This is a genomic window from Mycobacterium sp. (assembly GCF_004298145.1).
GTDB lineage: Bacteria > Actinomycetota > Actinomycetes > Mycobacteriales > Mycobacteriaceae > Mycobacterium.
Genome location: NZ_SCRH01000025.1, coordinates 67,047 through 90,505 on the forward strand (window position 1 = coordinate 67,047; position 23,459 = coordinate 90,505).

Consider the following 23,459-nt stretch of genomic DNA (forward strand, 5'->3'; position numbering starts at 1 on the left):
ACATGAATTCGATGACCCCGTCGCAGTGGTTGGACATCGCCGTGCTGGCGGTCGCCTTCATCGCGGCGGTCTCGGGCTGGCGGTCGGGCGCGCTGGGTTCGCTGCTCTCGTTCGTGGGGGTGTTGCTCGGCGCGATCGCCGGGGTGTTGCTGGCGCCCCACATCGTCAGCCACATCGCCGCGCCGCGCGCCAAGTTGTTTGCGGCACTGTTTTTGATCCTCGCGCTGGTCGTCATCGGTGAGGTCGCCGGCGTGGTGTTGGGACGCGCCGTCCGGAGCGCGATCCGCAGCCGCTCCATCCGAACGGTCGACTCGGTCATCGGGGTGGGAGTTCAGCTTGTCGTCGTGCTGACGGCGGCGTGGTTGTTGGCGACGCCGCTGACACAGTCGAAGGATCAGCCCGAGCTGGCCGCCGCGGTCCGGGGTTCGCGAATCTTGGCTCAGGTCAACGAGGTAGCGCCGCCGTGGCTCAAGACGGTGCCCAAGCGGCTTTCCGCGCTGCTGAACACCTCCGGGCTGCCCGCGGTGTTGGAGCCGTTCAGCCGCACCCCGGTCATTCCGGTCGCCTCACCAGACCCCGAGCTGGCCAGAAATCCCGTGGTGCAGGCCACCGCTCCGAGCGTCGTCAAGGTGCGCAGCCTGGCCCCCAGCTGCCAGAAGGTGTTGGAGGGCAGTGGATTCGTGATCGCACCCGACCGGGTGATGACCAATGCGCATGTGGTTGCCGGCTCCAACAGCGTTCAGATCTACGCCAGCGGCAATCCCCTCGACGCCACCGTGGTGTCCTACGATCCATCGGTCGACATCGCGATCCTGGCGGTCCCCAACTTGCCGCCGCCCCCTTTGCCTTTCGCGCAGACCGAGGCGAAAACAGGTGCCAGTGTCGTCGTGCTGGGTTATCCCGGCGGGGGCAACTTCACCGCGACCCCGGCCAGGATCCGGGAGCTGATCAAATTGAGCGGCCCCGACATCTACCGCGACCCGGCGCCGGTCACCCGCGACGTCTACACCATCAGAGCCGGTGTGGAGCAAGGTAATTCGGGCGGACCGTTGATCGACCTCGACGGTAACGTGCTCGGTGTGGTGTTCGGCGCGGCCGTCGACGACCCCGACACCGGCTTCGTGCTGACCGCCGAGGAGGTGGCCGGTCAGCTCGCTAAAATCGGTGACACGCAAATGGTGGGCACCGGGTCCTGCGTCAGTTGAGCCTGGCTCGGGACCCGTGCACCTGCTCGAGGAATCTCGTCAGATTCCCGTTGACTTCCTCAGGTGCCTCTTCGTGGCTGAAATGCCCTGCACCCGAGATGGATACGTAGCGCCCCTGCGGGGCATAACGTTGCGTCCGATCGACCGGGTCCGCGAGCACGTAGGGATCCGCCTCACCGCGTAGGTGCAGCAGCGGCACACTGAGCTGCTGGCACATCGACCGCATGAACCGACGGCCCTCGTCGCGCAGCTGGCTGCGCGCCGCCCAGCGCTGGTATTCCAGTGCGCAGTGCGCGGCCCCAGGGATCTGAATCGCCGTCCTCAGATGGCCGATGGTCTCGGAAAAATCCTCGGATGCAAGCCATTTGGCGCAGCTACGGCTGCGGACCAGGCGTTCGATCTCGGCCCCGTTGTCTCGGATCAACAGGCGTTCGGGCCACAACGGCACTTGGTATTGCAGCAACGTCTGCAACAGCGCATAACCCTGGTCGCGTCGCGTCAACGTGGATCGTCGCAACGCCGCGGGGTGCGGCGAGCTGATCAGCGCGATGGCCGACACCAGCCGCGAATGCAGCAGCGCGGTGGCCCAGCAGGCCAACCCGCCGTCGGCGTGACCGACCAGAGTCGCCGAGGAGTGTCCGAGCGCACGGATGAGCCCGGCCGTGTCGCCGGCCAGTGTCCAGCCGTCGTAGCCGCGGGGCGGCTTGTCGCTGCCGCCGTAGCCGCGCAGGTCGACCGCGACCACCCGCGCGCCGGTCAGCCCGCGCAGCTGATGACGCCAGGACCACCAAAACGATCCGAATCCGTGCAGCAGCATCACCAACGGTCGCGCCGTCGGCGGCAGGCCGCCGGCGTCGCCGGGAGGAAGGGCCTCGACGACGTGAAAGCGGATGCCGTTGGCGTGCACATCCAGATGGCGCCACGGCCCGTCGATGCGGGTTACCGACGGATCCGGCGGCGCCATCTACCAGCCCGAGGGATCGTGGGCGGCGCCGTTTGCCGGCTTGGCGTGCCTGCCGTGGTGCTCGGTGAGTTGCTTGGCCCCGAATTCCGGGCCGGCGGCTTTGTCATGGCCCGGCGTCAGCGCGGTGCGGGTCTCCTTGACCGATTCGATGGTCTCGCGCGGCCCTCGGATCCGGCGCACCTTGAGGTAGCCCAGCAGGCCCAGCAGGGCGCCGACCGCCACCATGATCCCGAAGACGATCAGGTATGCCACCCACCGCCACAGCCAGGTGTCGAGCAGTTCGGCGACGAAGAAGAAGAAAAAGAAGGTGGAGTAAAACAGCACCACCAGCGCGGCGATGAAGAAAACGCTACCGGTGAGGCCCTTTTTGACGTCCCGGGTAATTTCGGCGCGGGCGAGTTCGACTTCGGCGCGCACCAACGTGGAGACCTGAGCCGTCGCGTCCTTGATCAGGTGACCGATCGACGGCTCGGCGGGGCTGGCATGTGGGTCGGTCAACGGAATCGTGGTCAGTGTGCTGGGCACACCGTTCTTGCCATCGGCTTTGCTCACAGACCGTCCTCTTTCGTCATCGCCCGGCTCGTTGTCGTCGCGTTTTATGTTGCCATGTGGCGCCTGGACAGGAGAAGCCAGACGAGGCCAGCCGAACATTGCGACCATCCACCGACCAGTTCGGTTCGGACAGAAAGCGGTCGGGCCTGGGACGCGCCGCCGCAGCGACCAAGCCTTCCAGGCCGATTACACTCGGCCAAGCCGGTCGCGATGTCCGGCCGACCGATGGGAGTGGGGCTGTGCGGAGGGCGCACCGGTGCTTCTTGGTAGCGATGGTTGCCCTGCTCGTGGCCGCGCTGGGTTCGCATGGCCACGCCGCCGCCGCTGATGTCAGGATCCCGCTGGGGGGTGGTGCGGGCATCGTCATCAACGGCGACACCATGTGCACCCTGACCACCATCGGTGGCGATGCCGCCGGCGAGCTCATCGGTTTCACCTCCGCGCATTGCGGGGGCCCGGGCGCTCAAGTTGCCGCCGAGGGCGCGGAAAACGCGGGTGTATTGGGCACCATGGTCGCCGGTAACGACAACCTCGACTACGCGGTGATCAAGTTCGATCCGGCAAAAGTGACACCGGTGGCCAACTTCAACGGTTTTGTGATCAGCGGCATCGGTCCGGACCCGGCCTTCGGCGAGATCGCCTGCAAACAGGGCCGCACAACGGGCAATTCGTGCGGCGTCACCTGGGGAATGGGTCAGACCCCGGGCACCATCGTGATGCAGGTCTGTGGCCAACCGGGCGACTCCGGCGCACCGGTGACCGTGAACAACGAGTTGGTCGGGATGATCCACGGAGCGTTCAGCGACAACCTGCCGACCTGCATCGTCAAGTACATCCCGTTGCACACCCCGGCGGTGGTGGTGTCGTTCAACGCGGTTCTGGCCGACATCAACGCCAAGCACCGGTCCGGTACCGGGTTCGCCCCGTTGCCCGGCTGAACCACACCGGCTAATCCGCCGCCCTGATCGCGTCGAACACGCCGGGGTCGAGCAGCGTCGAAGTGTCGCCCAATTCCCGGTTTTCGGCGATGTCACGCAACAGCCTGCGCATGATTTTGCCGCTGCGGGTCTTGGGTAGCTCGGGCACCACGTGCACCTCGCGCGGACGGGCGATAGGGGAGATTTCCCGGGCCACCTCGACGCGCAGGTCGTCGACGATCCCGTCGTGCACTTCGAAATCGGCGCACAAGACGACGAACGCGCAGATGGCCTGACCGGTTGTCTCGTCGGTCGCGCCGACCACCGCCGCCTCGGCCACCGCGACGTGGCCGACCAACGCCGACTCCACCTCGGCGGTCGAGAGCCGATGCCCCGACACGTTCATCACGTCGTCGATGCGGCCCACCACCCAGATGGCGCCGTCGGCGTCGTAATAGGCGCTGTCACCGGCGAAATACCAGCCTTGCTCGGCGAACCTGGACCAGTAGGTCTCGACGTAACGTTGCGGATCGCCCCAAATGCCGCGCAGCATCGACGGCCACGGCTGGTCCAACACCAGGTAGCCGGTGGCGTGCTCGCCCTTGTCGTTGCCCGGTGGCAGCTCGTCGCCGTGGTCGTCGACGATCTTCGCCGAGACACCCGGCAGCGGCGTCATCGCCGAACCCGGTTTGGCCGCAGCGACTCCGGGCAACGGGGAGATCATCGTGGCGCCCGTCTCGGTCTGCCACCAGGTGTCGACGATCGGAAGGCGCTCGGCGCCGATCACCTTTCGATACCAGCGCCACGCCTCGGGGTTGATCGGCTCGCCCACCGAACCCAGCAGCCGCAGGCTGGACAGGTCGTGCGCGTCGGGAATCTCGCGGCCCCACTTCATGAACGTGCGGATCAGCGTGGGCGCGGTGTAATAGATTGTCACACCGTATTTTTCGATGATCTCGAAATGGCGATGCTGGGTCGGGGTGTCGGGCGTGCCTTCGTAGAGCACCTCGGTGACCCCGTTGGACAGTGGGCCGTAGACACCGTAGGTGTGTCCGGTGACCCAGCCGATGTCGGCCGTGCACCAGAACACGTCGCTTTCGGCCTTGGTGTCGAACACGTAGTAGTGCGTGTAGGAGGCGTGCGTGAGATATCCGCCGCTGGTGTGCACGATGCCCTTGGGCCGGCCGGTGGTTCCCGACGTGTACAGCAGGAACAACGGCTGCTCGGCGTCGAACGGCTGCGGGGTGTGTTCGGGGGAGGCTGCGTCGACGACGTCGTGCCACCACTGATCGCGGTCGTCATTCCAGGCAACGTCAATTCCGGTGCGCCGCACCACCAGAACGTGCTCGATGGGGCTGTTCGGGTCCGAGACCGCCTCGTCGGCGGCTTCTTTGAGGGGTGCGGGCTTGCCGCGGCGGTACTGCCCGTCGCTGGTGATCAACAGCTTGGCGTCCGCGTCGGCGATGCGGGCTTGCAGCGCTTTGGCGGTGAAGCCGGCGAATACGACGCTGTGCATGATGCCGAGCCGCGCGCAGGCCAACATCGCGATCACCGCCTCGGGGATCAGCGGCAGGTAGATCGCGACCCGGTCACCGGCCACCAGACCGAGCCCGGTCAGCGCGTTGGCGGCCCTGCACACTTGCGCTTGCAGATCGGAATAGGTCAGGCTGCGGTGATCGCCGACGGGTTCGCCCTCCCAGTGGATGGCGACCCGATCCCCGTGGCCGGCCTCCACATGGCGGTCCACGCAGTTGTAAGCGACGTTGAGCTTGCCGTCGGCGAACCACTTGGCGAACGGTGCGCCGGACCAGTCCAGCACCTCGGTGAACGGCTTCGCCCAGGACAGCCGATTGGCCTGCTTGGCCCAAAAGGCCAGCCGGTCCTGCTCGGCTTCGCGGTACAGCTCCTCGCCCGCGTTGGCCTGCTCGGCGAATTGCGCCGACGGGGGGTACGACGAGGGGCCCGCAGAGTTGGTGGCGGTCACTGGCTTCTCTCCTGTGTCGAGACTGCGCCGATCGGTGGCCGTCGTCGCGCTCATTGGCCGACTGTGAGCCTAACCGTGTGCGCCGTAGCTGTGCGAGCGGTAGCCGTGCGCTCGAATCCGGGGTCAAGCGTGCCCTCATGGCGGATAATGACCGATGTGCCGGGTCATGGGCGGAGCATCCACCGACTGGTCCCCAGCTTTGCCGCGGCCGCAACGAGTTACGCCGCCGCCACAGTGCTGGGGTGGCCCGCGTCGGCCATGCCGGCCGACACCCTCGACGCGCCGACACCGTGCTGGTCGGACCAGATCGCCGTGACCGCCTCACGCACCGAGGCCGCGGTGGGGCACCGCGCGGTGACCCTGATCTTCACCCTCGCCGGCGGCGCGGAGCCCTGCACACTCGCCGGATACGCCGGGGTCGACTCGGGCGCCGGCGGCGCCCTCATCCATGCGCGGCCCACCCCGCGCGGATACATGGGTGGGCTACCGGACGGCGTCAACGTCCCGCCCGCCGTCATCCTGTCCATCTCGACCCAGGGCCAGGCGATCGTGGAGGGCATCGCCGTCGACGCCGAAGGTCGGCCGTGCCCCACCTATACGGACTTGCTCGTCAATCCGCCCGACACCACCAACGTGGTGATGGTGTCGGCCACCATTGAGGCCTGCGAGTTGCAGGTGCACCCGGTCACCGCCGTTTGAGAAACGTCAGGAGTCGACGTTCCCCAAGCAGTAGAGGCGGGGGAGCCCGTCGACGGCCGCGCGAGCGCTCCCGACGCGACTTCAGGCCCTAGGGTCGGGTGTCATGCGCCGGATGCGGACCCCGTTGGCCATACTGGCCCCGCTTGCCGTCGCAATGCTCACGATCGCTTCGCTGGTGGGTTGTGGCGGCGGTGTCCTCAGCCCGGATCTGGTGGTGGTCAACGGCGGGGAACCACCGAACCCGCTGATCCCGACCGGCACCAACGACAGTCAGGGCGGCCGGATCCTCGACCGGCTCTTCGCCGGGCTGATGTCCTACGACGCCGCCGGCCATCCGTCGCCCGAGGTCGCCCGGTCGATCGACACAGGCGACAATGTCAACTATCGGGTCATCCTCAAACCCGGCTGGACGTTCACCGACGGGTCCCCGGTGACGGCCCATTCGTTCGTCGACGCCTGGAACTACGGGGCCTTGAGCACCAATGCCCAACTGCAGCAAAGCTTCTTCAGCCCGATAGCGGGATTCGACGCGGTCGCCGGCCTTACCCGCGACGGCAAGCCGACGGCAACCACCATGTCGGGGCTGCGGGTGGTCAACGACGACGAATTCACCGTTCGGTTGAAGGCACCGACCATCGACTTCAGGTTGCGGTTGGGCCACAGCGCCTTCTATCCGTTGCCGGAGGCCGCCTTTCGCGACATGAGCGCGTTCGGCCAACACCCGATCGGCAACGGCCCGTACCAACTCGCCGAGGGACCGGACGGGCCGGCGTGGGAGCACAACGTCCGAATCGACTTGCGGCCCAACCCCGGTTACCGCGGCAACCGCAGGCCACACAACAAGGGGTTGAGATTCGAGTTCTACGCCAACCTGGACACCGCCTACGCCGACCTGCTCTCGGGCAACCTCGACGTGCTGGACACCATCCCGCCCAGCGCCCTGCCGATCTACAAGCGCGACCTCGGCGACAAGGTCACCAGCGGAGCGGCCGCGATCAACCAAAGCCTCGACACCCCGCTGCGGCTGCCGCATTTCGGCGGCGAGGAAGGCCGGCTGCGCCGCCTGGCACTGTCGGCGGCCATCAACCGGCCGCAGATCTCCCGACAGATCTTCGTCGACACCCGCAGTCCCGCACGCGATTTCACCGCCTCATCGCTGCCGGGGTTCGACCCGAACATCGCCGGCAGCGACGCGTTGGACTTCAATCCCGACCAGGCGCGGCAACTCTGGGCGCAGGCCGATGCGATCTCGGCGTGGAGCGGGCGCTACGCGATCGCCTACAACGCCGATGCGGGACACCAGGACTGGGTGGACGCCGTGGCCAACAGCATCAAGAACGTGCTGGGCATCGACGCCGTCGGCGCGCCGCAGCCCACCTTCGCGGGCTTTCGCACCCAGATCACCAGCCGCAGCATCGCCACCGCGTTTCGCGCCGGATGGCAAGGCGACTACCCGTCCATGATCGAATTTCTCGCCCCGCTGTTCGCCACCGGCGCGGGATCCAACGACGTCGGCTACTCCAGCCGGCAGTTCGACGCCGCACTGGCGACCGCCGAAGCCGCACCCGACTTGGCGCAGGCCACCGTGCTGGCCAACGACGCCCAACGAATCCTCTTCCACGACATGCCCGTTGTTCCGCTGTGGAACTACATCAGCGTGGTCGGATGGTCGCCCGAGGTCAGCAATGTCACGGTCACCTGGAACGGGCTGCCCGACTACGAGAACATCGTCAAGGCTTGACATGGGTTGGTATATCGCGCGCCGGATCGCCGTCATGGTGCCCGTATTCGTCGGCGCCACGTTGCTGATCTACGGCATGGTGTTCCTGTTGCCCGGCGACCCGTTGGCCGCGATCGCCGGCGACCGCCCGCTGACGCCGGCCGTCGCCGCGCAGCTGCGCACCCGCTACCACCTCGACGATCCGTTCATCGTGCAGTACCTGCGTTACCTCGGCGGAGTTCTGCACGGTGATCTGGGCCGCGCCTATTCCGGGCTGCCGGTCAGTGACGTTCTCGCACATGCGTTTCCGGTCACCCTGCGGCTGTCGTTGATCGCCCTGGCCGTCGAGGCGGTGCTGGGAATCGGATTCGGGGTGATCGCGGGCCTGCGTGCGGGTGGCCTTTTCGATTCCACGGTGCTGATCACCGGCCTGGTCATCATCGCGATCCCCATCTTCGTGCTGGGCTTCCTGGCGCAGTTCGTGTTCGGTGTCCGGCTGGGCATCGCCCCGGTGACGGTGGGGCAACGAGCCACCTTCGCGCGCCTGCTGTTACCCGGAATCGTGCTGGGCTCGGTGTCATTCGCCTATGTGGTGCGGTTGACCCGATCCGCGGTGGCCGCCAACGCACACGCCGACTATGTGCGCACCGCCACCGCCAAAGGATTGTCACGGCCCCGCGTGGTGACGGTGCACATCCTGCGTAACTCGCTGATCCCGGTGGTGACGTTTCTGGGAGCGGATCTGGGGGCGCTGATGGGCGGGGCCATCGTGACCGAAGGCATCTTCAACATTCACGGTATCGGCGGCGTGCTCTATCAAGCTGTCACCCGGCAAGAGGCGCCCACCGTGGTCTCGATCGTGACCGTGCTGGTGCTGATCTACCTGCTCACCAATCTGCTGGTGGACCTGCTGTACGCCGCGCTGGACCCCCGGATCCGCTATGGGTGACCGGATCTTCGCGCGGGGCGGATTCTGGCGCGACACGTGGCGGCGGTTGCATCGCCGCCCGAAGTTCATCGGTGCGGCGGTGTTGATCACGTTCGTCGTGGCCGTCGCGATGTTTCCGGGGCTGTTCACCGGGGTGGACCCGGCCTACGCCGATCCCAGCCAGAGCCTGCTGCCCGCGTCGCGCGCGCACTGGTTTGGCACCGACCTGCAGGGCCACGACGTGTACGCCCGCACGGTGTACGGCGCGCGGGCGTCGGTCACGGTGGGCCTGGGAGCCGCCGTGATCGTGTTCGTCGTCGGCGGTGCGTTGGGCGCGTTGGCCGGCTTCTACGGCGGCTGGATCGACACGGTGGTCTCCCGTGTCACCGACGTGTTCTTCGGGCTGCCGTTGCTGCTTGCCGCCATCGTCTTGATGCAGGTCATGCGCCATCGCACGGTCTGGACGGTGATCGCGATCCTCGCGTTGTTCGGCTGGCCGCAGGTGGCCAGGATCGCGCGTGGTGCCGTGCTCGCGGTGCGCGCCAGTGACTACGTGCTCGCCGCTAAAGCGTTGGGGATGAGCAGGTTTCAAATCCTGCTCCGGCACGCGCTACCCAACGCCCTGGGCCCGGTCATCGCGGTGGCCACCATTGCCCTCGGCCTTTTCATCGTCACCGAGGCGACGCTGTCCTACCTCGGTGTCGGATTGCCGACGTCGGTAGTGTCGTGGGGTGGCGATATCAACCTCGCCCAGACCCGGCTGCGGGCGGGCTCACCCATTCTGTTCTATCCGGCCGGCGCCCTGGCGATCACCGTGCTGGCCTTCATGATGATGGGTGACGCGCTCCGCGATGCCCTGGATCCGGCGTCGAGGGCGTGGCGGGCATGAGCGCAACCGCCTCGCCACTGCTGTCGGTGGACGGCCTCGAGGTCGCTTTCGGCGATCAGGCCGCGGTTTGTGGTTTGGACCTGTCCGTGCTGCCCGGGCAGACCGTCGCGGTCGTGGGCGAATCGGGATCGGGGAAATCCACCACCGCCGCCGCGATCCTCGGGCTTCTTCCCCCCGGCGGACGAATTACCGGCGGCCGCGTCGTGTTCGACGGTGTCGACATCTCGGCCGCCGGCCACCGAGCGATGCGCTCGATCCGCGGCCGCGAGATCGGCTACATTCCGCAGGACCCGATGACCAACCTGAACCCAGTGTGGAAAGTCGGCTTTCAGATCCGGGAAGCGTTGCGGGCCAACACCTCCGACCGCCGCACCCGACAGCGTGCCGTGGAGCTGCTCGCCGCGGCGGGGATGCCGGACCCGGCGAAACAAGCGCGCCGCTACCCCCATCAGCTGTCCGGCGGCATGTGCCAACGTGCGCTGATCGCGATCGGGCTGGCGGGCCGGCCGCGGCTGTTGATCGCCGACGAGCCGACGTCCGCGCTGGACGTCACTGTGCAGCGCCACGTGCTCGACCATCTGCAGCGGCTCACTACCGACCTCGGCACCGCGCTGCTGCTGATCACCCACGATCTGGCGCTGGCCGCCGAGCGGGCCGAGTCGGTCGTCGTCGTCCATCGCGGGGTCGTCGTGGAATCCGGTGCGGCACGTTCGATCTTGCGAAGCCCGCAACACGAGTACACCCGGCGGCTGGTGGCCGCGGCGCCGGCGGTGACGGTCCGGGGCGCCGCGCGGACCCGCCCGCGGATCGGGGGGCGAGCCGAACAGACCGAGGGCTCCGCCGAGATTCTCGTCGCCGCCGAACTGACCAAGGTCTACCGGGAGTCCCATGGGGCGCCATGGCGGCGCGGCGAATTTCGCGCCGTCGACGCGGTGTCCTTTCGCCTGAGCCGCGCGCGCACGCTGGCGATCGCCGGGGAGTCGGGATCGGGGAAGTCGACCCTGGCGCGGATGGTGCTCGGTCTCTTACCACCCACTTCGGGCACCGTGGTTTTCGACGGCACCCGGATCGACGACGCGATGCCCCGGGCCACGCAGCTGGCTTTCCGTCGCCGGGTGCAGCCCGTGTTTCAAAATCCGTACAGCAGCCTGGACCCCATGTACTCGGTGTTCCGTGCCATCGAGGAACCGTTGCGGATCCACCGGGCCGGTGACCGCCGGCAGCGCGCACAAGCGGTGCACGACCTCGTCGACCAGGTGGCGCTGCCCTCGTCGGTGTTGGACCGGTTGCCCCGCGAACTGTCGGGTGGGCAGCGACAGCGGGTGGCGATCGCCCGGGCGCTGGCGTTGCGGCCCGAGGTGCTGGTCTGCGACGAGGCGGTGTCGGCACTCGACGTCCTGGTTCAGGCGCAGATACTGGAACTGCTGGCCGATCTGCAGGCCGAACTGGGCCTGGCGTACCTGTTCATCAGCCACGACCTCGCGGTGATCCGGCAGATCGCCGACGACGTCTTGGTCATGCGCGCGGGCCGCGTGGTGGAGCACGCGCCCACCGAGGAGCTGTTCATTCATCCCGAGCACGACTACACCCGGCAGCTGTTGGACGCCATCCCGCACGCGCCGGAATCCGACGGAGATAGATTGTCAAGCTGTGACGGCTGACCCCCTTGCCCCCCTGACAGAACTGCCCGGCGTCGCGGAGGCGAGCGAAAGCGCCCGCGACGCGCTGGGTCGCGCCCACCGCCACCGGGCCAACTTGCGCGGCTGGCCCGTGACCGCCACCGAGGCGTCGCTGCGCGCGGCCCGCGCGTCGTCCGTCCTCGACGGCGGTCCCGTCCGACTGGAGGACCTCGCGGACGCCGGCACGATCAGCGATCCGGTGTTCGCGGGGGCACTGCGGGTGGCCCAGGCGCTCGAAGGTGGCGAAGGCCCCATCGTCGGCATCTGGCGGCGAGCGCCCCTGCAGGCGCTGGCCCGTCTGCACATGCTGGCCGCGGCTGGCCAGGTCGACGACGAGCATCTGGGTCGCCCGCGCGCCGATGCCGGCGTGGGGCCCAGGCTGGAGTTGTTGGCGGAGTTGGTGAACGGCCGCACCCAGGCGCCCACCCCGGTGATCGCGGCGGTCCTGCACGGCGAGTTGTTGACGCTCAAGCCGTTCGGCAGCTCGGACGGCGTGGTCGCGCGCGCGGTGTCGAGGTTGGTGACCATCGCCGGCGGGCTGGACCCGCACGGGCTGGGTGTGCCCGAGGTCAGTTGGATGCGTCAACCCGCGGCGTATCGCGACGCGGCACAGGGCTTCGCCGACGGCACCCAAGAGGGTGTGCGGGCCTGGCTGGTGCTGTGTTGCGGAGCGATGCAGGCCGGCGCGAAAGAGGCGTTGGCGATCGCCGACTCGATGTCGAATCGGTAGCTGAAGCAGTGGTCGAAAGACCGGGAATCGACACCGGAAATCGGCCGGAAAAGTGTAGAGCGGGCGACGTTCCGAATGTTCGGTCCGCCGCCCGCTAGCACGGGACTCGGTTACCAAGCGTGCATTTCGGGGCTGCGTGGGTTGGCCTCGGCGATCTTGCGACGCTTCTGGTTGCAGCCCCACCCAAAGGGCCGTCGACACTTCCGCACTTCGCAATTACGCAGGCTCGCAACACTTCTGCCATTTTCGCGGCTATGACTCCGCGTGGGTGCCGAGCACCGTGCTGGGCGCCCGGATCAGGAGATCGAACCTTCTCTTCCGGATCGACCTAGGCCTCACCGGGCTTCCGTGGTTCCTTTGTACTACTAGACCCTTAGCACAGCAAGGCCCAATTTTGCCAAGCCGTCTTGGATCCCGCGCCTAATGCGTTTGCTGTCGGCGGCTATGACCTGGTCGTCGCCATCTGGCCTAGAAGGCGTAGCGGCGCAGCAACGAGTAGGTGACCGCGCCGGCGGCCAGCGCGCTGATGCTCACCGCGGCGGTCGTGGCGATGGCAGCGCCGGACGGCGCGGGGATGCGGTCCCGCAAGGACACCGGGCGGGAGAACGACATCAGGGGCCAGCCGCGTTCGAGGGCTTCCCTACGCAACCCGCGGTCGGGATTGACCACGCTGGGGTGGCCGACCGACTCGAGCATCGGCAGGTCGGTGATCGAGTCGGAGTAGGCGTAGCAGTGTTCCAGCGGATAGCCCTCGCGAGCGGCCAGCTCGCGGATCGCTTGGACCTTGCCCTCGCCGTAGCAGTAGAACGCGATCTCGCCGGTGTACCGGCCGTCCTCGACGACCATGCGGGTCGCCATCGCGTGGGTGGCGCCCAGGGCCCGGGCGATGGGCGCGACGATTTCCTCGCCGGAGGCCGACACGACCACGACGTCACGCCCGCACAATTTGTGGGCCGCGATCAGATCGGCGGCTTCGGCGAACACCAGCGGGGTCACGATGTCGTGGAGTGTCTCGTTGACGATCGACTTGACCTGTTCCACGTCCCAGCCGGTGCACATGTTGGTCATGTGGGCACGCATCCGATCCATCTGGTCATGATCGGCACCGGAGAGCAAATAGATGAACTGGGCGTAGCTGGACTTGAGCACGGCGCGGCGATTGAGCAGGCCCTGAGCGAAAAACGGTTTGCTGAACGCCAGTGTGCTGGACTTGGCGATGACCGTCTTGTCCAGATCGAAGAAGGCCGCCGTGCGGGCATGGGAAGCGGTGCTTGCCGCTGATTGCCCCGCGGCTGACTGCTCCGCGGCCGGGTCGAAGACGGTCACGGACCCAGCATAGGTCGGCGGTGTCGTCGGGCCGCGGTCCCGCGCCGGAAATGGCCGCTCAGGGAGTACCGCGGGTCAATCGAGCAGCGTTTTCGCGGCTCAAGGTCATTTTTCAGTAAATGATCTATTGCGTTATTGCGGACTGTCATGTGTATAGTAAGCATTACTCGGCCTGAGCCGAGGGTGTATCAGCCCGACCCCCCGGGGCTGATACACGACGACCCTCGCCTCCTCCCCCCCTGGCGGGGGTCGTCCCTTTTCTGGGGTCTTTTCGAGTCGGTTCTTCGCGCTTTCGGGCGCTCGGACCGGCTCTCGATGCGTTGCGGGGACTTCGTCCGTCGTCGCTGGCGCAACGCCGCCGCGCGCGGTTTGTGCACACTCGCGTCTCTATCCCCAATTCCGCGTTTGGGACTGGTGTGCCAAGGTTGCGGCCCCGCACAGTGAGCTGATGACTGGCACCTCTGCAGCCGACGCCCCCAATCGTGCGGTGGGTTCCGCGGGTGTGTTGGCCATTCTGGCGGAGACCGAGCTGCGCGCCGAGTTGGACCGGGTGGCGGCCGCGGCCGGTGTTCGAGTGGTGCATGCCGGCGACGGCTCGCCGGTGAGCCGCAAGACCTGGGCGGCGGCCGCAGCCGTCGTACTGGATGCGTCGGCGGCGGCGCGGTGCGAACGGTGGGCGCTGCCGCGCCGCGATCACGTGACAGTGCTGACGGTGGCCGAGCCCGAGACGACGACGTGGGCGGCTGCCATCAGCGTCGGCGCCGAACATGTGCTGCGGTTGCCGGGGCAAGCGGCCGACCTGGTCGGTGAACTCGCCGAAGCCGCCGAGTCGTCGCGCGACGACGGGTCGCGCGGGCACGCCCTCGCCGTCATCGGAGGCTGCGGCGGCGCCGGCGCCTCTTTGCTCGCGGTCGCCCTGGCGCGGGCCGCCACCGATGCGCTGCTGGTGGACCTCGACCCGTGGGGCGGCGGTATCGAGTTGTTGCTCGGTGGTGAAAACACCCCGGGGCTGCGCTGGCCGGACCTTGCGCTGCAGGGTGGACGGCTCACCTGGTCGGCGGTGCGCGATGCGCTGCCACGACACCGCGGAATCAGCGTCCTGTCCGGAACCCGCCGCGGTTACGAGGTGGGTGCCGGGCCGGTGCACGCCATCGTCGACGCCGGCCGCCGGGGGGCGGTCAGCGTGATCTGCGACCTGCCCCGTCGTTTCACCGATGCCACCCAGGCCGCCCTGAACGCCGCCGACCTTGTCGTCGTCGTCAGCCGCTGTGATGTGCGCGCGTGCGCGGCGACCGGGGCGATGGCGCCGGTCTTGGCCGCCATCAATCCCAACGTGGGGCTGGTGGTGCGGGGTCCGTCGCCGGGCGGATTGCGGTCGGCAGAGATCGCCGAGATTGCCGGTTTGCCACTGCTGGCGGCGATCAAAGCGCAGCCGCGGCTCGGCGAGCAGGTCGAACGCGGCGGCCTGCGGTTGGGGCGGCGGTCCCCGCTCGCGGTGGCGGCCCGCGAGGTGCTGGGTGTGCTGCCGCCCACCGGCGCACGGTCCCGGCCGGGGCGGAACGGGCGGGCCGCATGAGCGGTTCGCTGATCGAGCGCGTCCGCGAGCGTCTGGCCGGCGAAGCCGGACCGCTGGGGGCTTCCGTGGTGGCCGCCGCGATCCGGGCCGAGTCCGGCGGGATGCTCGGTGACACCGAGGTGCTGGCCAATCTCCGCGTGCTGCAGACCGAACTCACCGGTGCCGGCATCCTCGAACCGCTGCTCTGCGCGGCCGGCACGAGCGACGTCTTGGTCACGGCACCCGACACGGTGTGGGTCGACGACGGCAACGGACTACGGCGCACAGAGATTCGCTTTCCCGACGAGCCAGCGGTGCGGCGGTTGGCGCAGCGGCTGGCGCTGGCCGCCGGCCGGCGCCTGGACGACGCGCAACCCTGGGTAGACGGCGAGCTGACCGGAATCGGCGCCGGGGGGTTTGCGGTGCGGCTGCACGCGGTGCTGCCACCGGTGGCCGCCGCGGGCACCTGCCTGTCGCTGCGGGTGCTGCGGCCGGCCAGCCAGGATCTGGCGGCCCTGATAGCCGCGGGTGCGATCGGGCCGGCGGCCGCCGCCCTGGTCGCCGACATCATCGCCGCCCGGCTGGCGTTCCTGGTCAGCGGTGGAACCGGCGCGGGCAAGACGACTTTGCTCGCAGCGATGCTGGGCGCCGTACCGCCCGCCGAACGGATCGTCTGCGTCGAGGATGCCGCTGAATTGGCGCCTCGGCACCCGCATCTGGTGAAGCTCGTCGCCCGGTGCGCCAACATCGAGGGCGTCGGTGAAGTCCCGGTGCGCCAACTGGTCCGGCAGGCGTTGCGGATGCGGCCTGACCGCATCGTCGTGGGCGAGGTCAGGGGCGCCGAAGTGGTGGACCTGCTCGCCGCGCTGAACACCGGGCACGACGGGGGTGCGGGTACCGTGCACGCCAACAACCCCGGCGAGGTTCCCGCCCGTCTCGAGGCACTGGGTGCACTCGGCGGTCTCGGTCGTGCCGCGCTGCACAGCCAACTCGCCGCGGCCGTGCAGGTGCTGCTGCACGTCGAGCGCGACCGCACCGGTCGGCGGCGGCTCAGTGAGATCGCCGTGCTGCAACCGGTTCGAGGACAGGTCCGGGCGGTCACGGTGTGGCATGCGGATCGGGGGATGACCGGCGACGCCCCGCAACTGCAGCGCGTCCTGCAAAGCCGGATGCCGGCGTGAACGGCCCGTTGGTCGGCGCGCTGCTGTTGTCGCTCGCGCTTGTCGTCGGTCTGCCCTCGCCCCGGCGCCGACTCGGTCCGGTGGTGTCACCAAGACGGCGGCTCCCGGCGAACGGGCTTCGTGGGGCGGGATGTATCGCTGCGGGTCTCGGCTGCGCCGCCGTGGTCTTGCTGCCGCTGACAACCATTCTGTGCATCGTGGTCGTGGGCGCGACCGTGAGTCTGCGTTATCGCCGTCGGCGCCGCATCCGGCGCGCCGCCCAAGAGGGCCGCGCGCTGGAAACCGCGCTCGATGTGCTCGTCGGTGAACTGCGGGCCGGTTCCCATCCGGTGCGCGCATTCGGCGTCGCCGCCGACGAGACCGACGGCGCGGCCGCGGGGTCGCTGCGGGCGGTGGCGGCGCGGGCCCGGTTGGGCGCCGATGTCGCGGCCGGACTGGCCGCCGCGTCCCGCTCCTCGGCGCTACCCGCGCATTGGCAGCGGCTTGCGCTGTGCTGGCGGTTGGCCAGTGACAATGGGTTGGGGATAGCCACCCTGATGCGCGCCGCCCAGCGCGATATCGCTGAGCGGCAACGGTTCTCGGCGCGCATCTCATCGAGCCTGGCCGGTGCGCGCGCAACCGCGACGATACTTTCCGCTTTGCCGATGCTCGGCATCCTGCTGGGCCAGCTGATCGGAGCCCGGCCGCTGGCCTTCTTGCTGGGCGGGCAGGCGGGCGGGGTGCTCTTGCTCGTCGGCGCAACGTTGGCGTGCGGCGGTCTGTTGTGGTCGGACCGCATCGTCGATCGGGTGGCGTCGTGAATCGCGCCGGTGACGATGCAGAGCGTGGCGATGGGGAGGAGCGGCGCATGATGCGCGCCGGTGACGATGCAGAGCGTGGCGATGAGGAGGAGCGGCGCATGATGCGCGCCGGTGACGATGCAGAGCGTGGCGATGAGGAGGAGCGGCGCATGACGGTCGTGGCGGTGCTGCTGGCCTTGGCACTGTGGATCGGTCCCGGTCCGTCGCTGCCGCGAAGACGTGCCGGGATGTCGGTGCGCGGTGGTCGGCCGCGGGGGCCGGCGTCGGGGCGAACGGATGGCCCGGATCCGCTGGCGGTCGCGTCGTGTCTCGACGTGCTGGCCGTGTGCCTGGGGGCGGGCATGGCGGTGTCGACCGCGGCGGCCGCCGCCGCCCCGTCCGCGCCGCCGCACCTGGCCCGCGTCCTGCGCCGGGCCGCCGACCTGCTGGCGCTCGGCGCCGACCCCGCTGTCGCATGGGCGATTCCGTCGGACCCACCCGCAAACCCGGCCGACGCGCCGATCGATGCGCTGCTGCGGTTGGCCCGGCGTTCGGCGTCCTCGGGCGCGGCGCTCGCCGGTGGCGTCGCCGAGTTGGCCGACCAGTCTCGCCACGACGCCGCGCACACGGCCACCGCCGCCGCCGAGCGGGCGGGGGTTCTGATCGCCGGGCCGCTGGGCCTGTGCTTCTTGCCGGCGTTCGTGTGCCTGGGCATCGTCCCAGTGGTGGCCGGTTTGGCCGGTGATGTGCTGCAGTCGGGCCTGCTGTGAAACGAAAGGAAGTCCTTGATGATCAACATGTTTCGCGAATTCGCCGCACGAGTGGCCGTGTTGGCCCTCGACGAGTCGGGCATGTCGACGGTCGAGTACGCCATCGGCACCATCGCGGCGGCGGCCTTCGGCGCGGTGCTGTACGCCGTGGTCACCGGCGATTCCATCGTGTCGGCACTGACCAACATCATCGGCCGTGCGCTCAACACCAAGGTGTAGCCGGCAGTGCCGGTGCGAGCACCGTTGAGGCGGCACTGGGCATCGCCTCGCTCGTGGTGGTGCTCGTGCTGTGCCTGGCCGGTGTCAGCGCGGTTTCGATGCAGGTGCGCTGCATCGACGCCGCCCGCGAGGCCGCTAGGCTGGCTGCCCGCGGCGACGAACGCTCCGGCGTGGCCGCCGCCGTCCGACTCGCGCCCGCGGGTGCGCGAGTCGACCTGCACCGCGACGGTGAATTCCTGGTGGCCACCGTTGTCGCGCATTCGAAGTTATTGCCCGCCATGGATATTGTCGCGAAAGCGGTCGCTGCGGCCGAGCCGTCATGATGATCGAGGCTCGGCCACACTGGTCGCGGCCTGGATGGTCGTGGTGCTGCTCTGGGCGACCGGTCTCGCTGCCTACCTGGGCTCGGCGGTGGTGGCGCGTCACCGCGCACAGGCGGTGGCCGACCTGGCCGCCTTGGCCGCGGCGGCCCGGCTGGCGTCCGGTTCCGACGCGGCCTGCAATAGGGCTGCGGCCCTTGCCCGCGAGATGCGGGTCAACGACATCCGCTGTGTGGTCGACGGTCTCGATGTCGTCGTCACGGCGGGGGTGGCGGTCGTCGTCGCCGGCACGGCGCGGGCCTCCGCGCGGGCGGGACCGGCGGTCGGAGCGGGCAACTAAGGCGCTTGCGGCAGTCCCGCGGCGACCAGTTCGTCATCGGTGGGCAGTCGCAGGGAGACCAGCCCGGCGTACGTGTCCGGCTCGAGTTCCAGCCGGTTCACGGTGATGTGGACCGGCACCCAATCCCCGTCGTGTCCGGGCATGCGCAGCACCCGACTGGTGGCGCCCCCATCGAATTCCCGTGTCATGGTGGACATCACGTCCTTGTCATCTGGATGGACCCGCGGCTTTCCCGTCTCACTGCTGCGCCAGTCGTAAAAGGTGCAGGGCTCGTCGAGCCATTTCAGCAGGGTCCAGTTGTTGAGGTCGATCAGCGCGCGGTGCACCCCGGCCTGGGCGAGCCCGCTGAGGATCCGTTGCGCCAGATCATCGGTCGACACCGCCGGGCCCTTCAGCTCGGACTGCCAATTGATCGCCCGCGCCACCAGGTGCTCCCGACCGTCGGGCCCCGGCTCCAGAATCGTGCGTGCGACGAAACCTATTCGGATGGACTTTCCGCGCCAGTCGGTGAGATCCCAAGTGCTGCACAATGTTTGGTCCGGCTTGGCCTTGACCGCCATGGCGAGCACTTTGGCTTCGTTCGGGTTGAGTTCACGGGATGGAAGATCCTCGGCGAAGGCCCTGCCGAAGGTGACTTCCACCTCGGGGTTCTTGCCGCTGTTGATCAGCGATTCGCGGGTGTCGGTGGCCACGCCCAGGGTCAGGTCCCACTTCAGTGGCCCCGGAATCGGGCGCTCGGGCGGGTCGACGTCGGAGGGTCCGGTCCAGACATGCACGCCGTGGATGAAACCGTCGGACATCACCACCGGTTCGGTGCGAATGATGCGATCACGCTTGGGCGTGATGCTGGTCAGGGCCTGGCCGGTCTGCACCGACTCGGCGATCGCCGTTCGAACCGCCGCGAGATAGGGGCTGCGGCGCAGGAAGGTGGTGATCGGGACGAGATTTTTGAGTTGGCGCCCCTGCGCCACAACGGTGGGATCACCTCCGAGCGTCTCCACGAGCAACCAGTCGTGGGCCATGCGGCTGATTTTACGGCGACGGGATCCGGCTGCGGGAGCGGGTGAACCGACGGGCGGCTTCGCCGGCCCGCACCGGTTTGCTCAGCGTGATTCTCGCGCCAGCTCTGCGAGCACGAGTCGCAGCACCAGCACCGCGCCCGCCTTGTCGAGCGGGTCGTTGCCGTTGCCGCACTTGGGCGACTGCACGCAGGACGGGCATCCCCGGGGGCATTCGCATGCCTCGATGGCGGCGGCCGTCGCGGCGAGCCAGGTGCGGGCCTGGCGAAACCCCCGTTCGGCGAATCCCGCGCCACCCGGATATCCGTCGTAGACGAAAACACTGGGCAGCCCTTCGGGACCGGGACCCACCGCGGTGGACAAGCCGCCGATGTCCCCGCGGTCGCAGCTGGCGACCAACGGCAGCAGCCCGATCGCCGCATGCTCGGCTGCATGCAAGGACCCGGGAATCCGTGGTCCGTCAATCCCCTTGTGCAGCAACGCATCCTCGGTGACGGTGTACATCACCGCGGTGGTGGACAGCGTGTGCTCTCCCATGTCCAATTCGATGAAGTCGATCACCTCCCCGGAGAGCCGGCGGCGCAGATATCCCACCACCCGGTGCGTGACCCGGACGGGGACCAGGCCCAGCGTGACCGGCCCGAAGGCCAAGCGCTCACCGGTGCCGGTGAGCGCGATGTCGGTGATTTCACGTGCGAATGTCGCATAACCGGGATCCTCGGCGTGGACGAAGGCGATGCCCTCCTCGGTGTCCAGGGAGTCCACCACGTAGCTGTCGCCCTGATGCAGATACACCGCTCCGGGGTGCACCGAAACCGGCGCCTGGCCCACGCCGACGCTGCCCAGCAGCCGCCCGGTATCGCCCTGGACGATGACGATCTGGCCGCCCGCCGAGCCCCGGATGTCCACCGCGGCATGCGGTTCGAGGCCCGGCACCGGGAAGTACTTTCCACTTCGCCGCCGCAGCAACCCGTCATCGACCAGGCCGTCCGCCACTTCGGTGGCGTCGAGTTCGCGCACCTCGGCCTCGTCCAGCGGCAGTTCGGTTGCCGCGCAGAGCAGTTGCGGGCCCAGAATGTAGGGGTTGCCCGGGTCGATGACGACCCGCTCGACCGGCTTGTCCAGCAGCGCGGCGGGGTTGTGCACCAGATACGTATCCAGCGGGTCGTCACGGGCGATCAGCACCACCAGCGCCCCCTGGCCGCGCCGCCCGGACCGGCCGGCCTGCTGCCAGAACGAGGCGACGGTGCCGGGAAAGCCGGCGAGCACCACCGCGTCCAGCCCGGCGATGTCCACCCCCAACTCGAGCGCATTGGTGGTGGCCAGGCCTCGCAGCCGGCCCTCGGCCAGGGCGCGCTCCAGCGCGGTGCGGTCCTCGGCGAGATAGCCGGCCCGATACGAGGCCACCGTTCGGGAAAGCTCCGGAGCGATGTCGTCCAACCTTGCCTGTGCGCCCAGTGCGGTCAATTCCGCTGCGCGGCGCGACCGTACGAAGGTCAGGGTCTGGGCTCCCTCGGCGATCAGGTCGGCCATGACGCGCGCCGCCTCCGCACCCGCCGAACGGCGCACCGGTGCGCCGTTCTCGCCGAGCAGGTCGGCCCGTAGCGCGGGCTCCCACAAGGCCACGGTCCGCGCCCCTTGGGGTGAACCGTCTTTGGTGACTTCCTGAACCGGAAGCCCGATGAGCTCGGCGGCCGTCGCACCCGGGGAATCGGTTGTCGCGCTGGCGAAGATCACCGTCGGCGAACTCGAATAGCGGGCGCACAACCGCAGCAAGCGCCGCAGCACCATCGCCACATTGGAGCCGAACACCCCACGGTAGTAATGACATTCGTCGACGACCACGAATCGAAGACCACGCAACAGGACGGCCCAGCGGGCATGGTTGCGCAGTATCGACAAATGGATCATGTCGGGGTTGGAGAACAACCAGCGGGAGCGTTCGCGGGCGAATCGGCGCACTTCGGCGGGGCTGTCGCCGTCGTAGGCGGTGGGTGCGATGTCATGCAGCCGCGGAATCGCCGCGGTCAGTGCGTGCGCGGCACGCAACTGGTCGTGGCCCAGGGCCTTGGTCGGCGACAGGTAAAGCACCCGGGCGCGCGGATCGGTCGCCAACGCGTTGAGGACGGGAAGTTGATAGGCCAGTGACTTGCCCGACGCGGTGCCGGTGCTCACCACCACGTGACGGCCCGCGTGGGCCAAGTCCGCGGCCGCGAACTGATGCGACCACGGTGAGTCGATCCCCCGGTCGGCGAACGCCTTGACCACGTCGGGTTCGGCCCACGCCGGCCAATCGTGCGGCCGGCCGCTACGCGGCGGCAGCTCGGCGACGTGGCGGAGCGGGTGCTCGTCCGTCGCGGTTCCGGCGAGCGCGGCGGCGAGCAGCTCACTGCCGAAACTCGCCATCTCACCCCGCTCGGCATCGCTCATCGAATCGCTCTTCGAATCGGGCAAACACACAAGTCTGTCGCCGACGCGATGAACATGGTTGACTATTTGCGGTCGCAGCTTCTGTGTTCGTGTCAAACTTTCGCAGGATCGACGTTGCGGCCGCGGTTCCTGCGAGGTTAATCGGTCGGGTGAAGTTCCGGCGACTCAGCGAGGTATGGCGGTCGTACCAGGCCCGGGGCATCGAAAGGCGATGCCCCGCACCCAGAAGAAAAGGAAAGATCGAGAAATGCCACAGGGAACTGTGAAGTGGTTCAACGCGGAGAAGGGCTTCGGGTTCATTGCCCCGGAAGACGGTTCCGCGGATGTGTTTGTCCACTACACGGAGATCCAGGGTTCGGGCTTCCGCACCCTCGAAGAAAACCAGAAGGTCGAGTTCGAAATCGGCCACAGCCCTAAGGGCCCCCAGGCCACCGGAGTCCGCTCCCTGTAGAGAAGAGCAGACCTGAAACGGATACCCCCCGTGCCGTCCCGCCCAGCGGGCCCAGCCGGGGGGTTTCCTCTTTTTATCGGCTTTCATTGCGCCACCCGGGTGCACGCCGCCGCCGCGCCGGTTGCCTCAAGGCGTGGATGGGCGGGAGGGCCTACTGTCGGATGACGTGAGCCAGCTTTCCTTCTTTACAGCGGAGTCGGTGCCGCCCGCGGTCCCCGATCTTTCCGGGGTGCTGGCGGCGTCGGGGCAGATCGTCACCGTTGGCGGTCCGGAGGCCCACGGCGCCCGTCTGTCGGTGGTCGTCGACCACGTATGGCGGGCCGCCGCGCTGGCGGACATGATGCGCGAGGCGGGGCTGGTGGCTGAGATCAGCCGGACCGACGAAGACACCCCGCTGGTGCGGACCGCGGTGGATGCCTCGCTGAGCACGCTGGCGGCCGAATGGACCCGCGGCGCGGTCAAGACCGTGCCACCGCGCTGGCTGCCCGGGCCGCGCGAGCTGCGGGCGTGGACGCTGGCGGCCGGCAACCCGGAGGGCGAGCATTACCTGCTGGCGCTGGACCCGCACGCGCCGGACACTCACTCGCCGCTGGCGTCGGCTTTGATGCGCGTCGGGATCGCCCCGACCTTGATCGGCACCCGCGGCGGTCGGCCGGCGCTTCGGATCAGCGGCCGCCGGAGGCTATCGCGCCTGGTAGAGAACGTGGGAGAGGCGCCCGACAGCGCCGAGGCGCTGTCCCGGTGGCCGCGGGTTTAGCCGGGGGGCAACGGACGAATTTGCCCCGCGTTCTCGAGCGTCGGT

Annotated in this window: 23 protein-coding genes; 17 read left to right on the forward strand and 6 right to left on the reverse strand. The window is 68.6% G+C overall.

Annotated elements, in window-relative coordinates; all coding sequences use genetic code 11:
* Positions 1–11 precede the first annotated feature (11 nt).
* Positions 12–1,205 carry an acid resistance serine protease MarP gene (gene marP, locus EPN51_RS09335; protein ID WP_293040849.1) on the forward strand — a complete coding sequence of 398 codons (1,194 nt, stop codon included), beginning with the start codon at positions 12–14 and terminating at the stop codon, positions 1,203–1,205.
* Here marP and EPN51_RS09340 read toward each other — a convergent pair.
* Both EPN51_RS09340 and EPN51_RS09345 read right to left on the reverse strand, forming a co-directional pair.
* Positions 1,198–2,169, reverse strand: a complete 972-nt coding sequence (locus EPN51_RS09340; RefSeq protein WP_293040852.1) for an alpha/beta hydrolase — start codon at positions 2,167–2,169, stop codon at positions 1,198–1,200. The genes marP and EPN51_RS09340 overlap by 8 nt on opposite strands.
* Positions 2,170–2,721 carry a phage holin family protein gene (locus EPN51_RS09345; protein ID WP_293040855.1) on the reverse strand — a complete coding sequence of 184 codons (552 nt, stop codon included), beginning with the start codon at positions 2,719–2,721 and terminating at the stop codon, positions 2,170–2,172.
* 239 nt (positions 2,722–2,960) lie between these two features.
* Here EPN51_RS09345 and EPN51_RS09350 point away from each other — a divergent pair, with 239 nt between their 5' ends.
* On the forward strand, positions 2,961–3,659 hold the full coding sequence (locus EPN51_RS09350; protein WP_293040858.1) for a serine protease: 699 nt from the start codon (positions 2,961–2,963) through the stop codon (positions 3,657–3,659).
* A 10-nt stretch (positions 3,660–3,669) separates the two neighbouring features.
* On the opposite strand, the gene acs is transcribed toward EPN51_RS09350, so the two are convergent.
* Positions 3,670–5,622, reverse strand: coding sequence for an acetate--CoA ligase (gene acs / locus EPN51_RS09355; RefSeq protein WP_293041079.1), 1,953 nt, complete (start codon positions 5,620–5,622; stop codon positions 3,670–3,672).
* Positions 5,623–5,778: 156 nt separating this feature from the next.
* Between acs and EPN51_RS09360 the strand changes: the two genes are divergently transcribed.
* The 6 genes from EPN51_RS09360 to EPN51_RS09385 all read left to right on the forward strand — a co-directional run bounded on the left by EPN51_RS09360 (position 5,779) and on the right by EPN51_RS09385 (position 12,267).
* Positions 5,779–6,321: a DUF4232 domain-containing protein gene (locus EPN51_RS09360; RefSeq protein WP_293041082.1), complete on the forward strand. Its 543-nt coding sequence runs from the start codon at positions 5,779–5,781 to the stop codon at positions 6,319–6,321.
* A gap of 112 nt (positions 6,322–6,433) precedes the next feature.
* Positions 6,434–8,062 (forward strand): ABC transporter substrate-binding protein, encoded by a 1,629-nt coding sequence (locus EPN51_RS09365; protein WP_293040861.1) that lies wholly within the window; start codon positions 6,434–6,436, stop codon positions 8,060–8,062.
* A gap of 1 nt (position 8,063) precedes the next feature.
* Positions 8,064–8,990: an ABC transporter permease gene (locus EPN51_RS09370; protein WP_293040864.1), complete on the forward strand. Its 927-nt coding sequence runs from the start codon at positions 8,064–8,066 to the stop codon at positions 8,988–8,990.
* The gene (locus EPN51_RS09375; RefSeq protein ID WP_293040867.1) at positions 8,983–9,858 is read left to right on the forward strand and encodes an ABC transporter permease; all 876 of its coding nucleotides are present in this window, start codon (positions 8,983–8,985) and stop codon (positions 9,856–9,858) included. Before EPN51_RS09370 ends, EPN51_RS09375 begins: the two co-directional genes overlap by 8 nt.
* On the forward strand, positions 9,855–11,519 hold the full coding sequence (locus tag EPN51_RS09380; protein WP_293040870.1) for an ABC transporter ATP-binding protein: 1,665 nt from the start codon (positions 9,855–9,857) through the stop codon (positions 11,517–11,519). The genes EPN51_RS09375 and EPN51_RS09380 overlap by 4 nt, the downstream gene beginning before the upstream one ends.
* Positions 11,509–12,267, forward strand: a complete 759-nt coding sequence (locus tag EPN51_RS09385) for an oxidoreductase (RefSeq protein WP_293040873.1) — start codon at positions 11,509–11,511, stop codon at positions 12,265–12,267. The genes EPN51_RS09380 and EPN51_RS09385 overlap by 11 nt, the downstream gene beginning before the upstream one ends.
* Positions 12,268–12,735: 468 nt before the next feature.
* On the opposite strand, the gene EPN51_RS09390 is transcribed toward EPN51_RS09385, so the two are convergent.
* Complete coding sequence (locus tag EPN51_RS09390; protein ID WP_293040876.1) at positions 12,736–13,593, reverse strand: HAD-IB family hydrolase; 858 nt, start codon at positions 13,591–13,593, stop codon at positions 12,736–12,738.
* Positions 13,594–14,104: 511 nt separating this feature from the next.
* Between EPN51_RS09390 and ssd the strand changes: the two genes are divergently transcribed.
* From ssd to EPN51_RS09425, 7 genes are all read left to right on the forward strand, one after another.
* On the forward strand, positions 14,105–15,169 hold the full coding sequence (gene ssd / locus EPN51_RS09395) for a septum site-determining protein Ssd (protein WP_293041085.1): 1,065 nt from the start codon (positions 14,105–14,107) through the stop codon (positions 15,167–15,169).
* On the forward strand, positions 15,166–16,329 hold the full coding sequence (locus EPN51_RS09400; protein WP_293040879.1) for a TadA family conjugal transfer-associated ATPase: 1,164 nt from the start codon (positions 15,166–15,168) through the stop codon (positions 16,327–16,329). Before ssd ends, EPN51_RS09400 begins: the two co-directional genes overlap by 4 nt.
* Entirely contained in the window at positions 16,326–17,129 is an 804-nt protein-coding gene (locus tag EPN51_RS09405) for a type II secretion system F family protein (RefSeq protein WP_293040882.1), read from the forward strand. Before EPN51_RS09400 ends, EPN51_RS09405 begins: the two co-directional genes overlap by 4 nt.
* A gap of 149 nt (positions 17,130–17,278) precedes the next feature.
* The gene (locus EPN51_RS09410; protein ID WP_293041088.1) at positions 17,279–17,878 is read left to right on the forward strand and encodes a type II secretion system F family protein; all 600 of its coding nucleotides are present in this window, start codon (positions 17,279–17,281) and stop codon (positions 17,876–17,878) included.
* A gap of 18 nt (positions 17,879–17,896) precedes the next feature.
* Complete coding sequence (locus tag EPN51_RS09415; protein ID WP_293040885.1) at positions 17,897–18,097, forward strand: DUF4244 domain-containing protein; 201 nt, start codon at positions 17,897–17,899, stop codon at positions 18,095–18,097.
* 35 nt (positions 18,098–18,132) lie between these two features.
* Entirely contained in the window at positions 18,133–18,420 is a 288-nt protein-coding gene (locus EPN51_RS09420; RefSeq protein WP_293041091.1) for a TadE family type IV pilus minor pilin, read from the forward strand.
* Between the two features lie 34 nt (positions 18,421–18,454).
* On the forward strand, positions 18,455–18,757 hold the full coding sequence (locus tag EPN51_RS09425; protein ID WP_366509413.1) for an Rv3654c family TadE-like protein: 303 nt from the start codon (positions 18,455–18,457) through the stop codon (positions 18,755–18,757).
* On the opposite strand, the gene EPN51_RS09430 is transcribed toward EPN51_RS09425, so the two are convergent.
* Positions 18,754–19,779, reverse strand: coding sequence for a PAS domain-containing protein (locus EPN51_RS09430; protein WP_293040887.1), 1,026 nt, complete (start codon positions 19,777–19,779; stop codon positions 18,754–18,756). The two genes, EPN51_RS09425 and EPN51_RS09430, sit on opposite strands and share 4 nt — an antisense overlap.
* An 81-nt stretch (positions 19,780–19,860) precedes the next feature.
* A complete protein-coding gene (locus EPN51_RS09435; RefSeq protein WP_293041097.1) occupies positions 19,861–22,182 on the reverse strand; it encodes a DEAD/DEAH box helicase in 2,322 nt (773 codons plus the stop codon).
* 271 nt (positions 22,183–22,453) lie between these two features.
* Here EPN51_RS09435 and cspA point away from each other — a divergent pair, with 271 nt between their 5' ends.
* Both cspA and EPN51_RS09445 read left to right on the forward strand, forming a co-directional pair.
* Complete coding sequence (cspA, locus tag EPN51_RS09440; protein WP_007772268.1) at positions 22,454–22,657, forward strand: cold shock protein CspA; 204 nt, start codon at positions 22,454–22,456, stop codon at positions 22,655–22,657.
* A gap of 166 nt (positions 22,658–22,823) precedes the next feature.
* On the forward strand, positions 22,824–23,414 hold the full coding sequence (locus tag EPN51_RS09445) for a hypothetical protein (protein ID WP_293041005.1): 591 nt from the start codon (positions 22,824–22,826) through the stop codon (positions 23,412–23,414).
* Positions 23,415–23,459 lie beyond the last annotated feature (45 nt).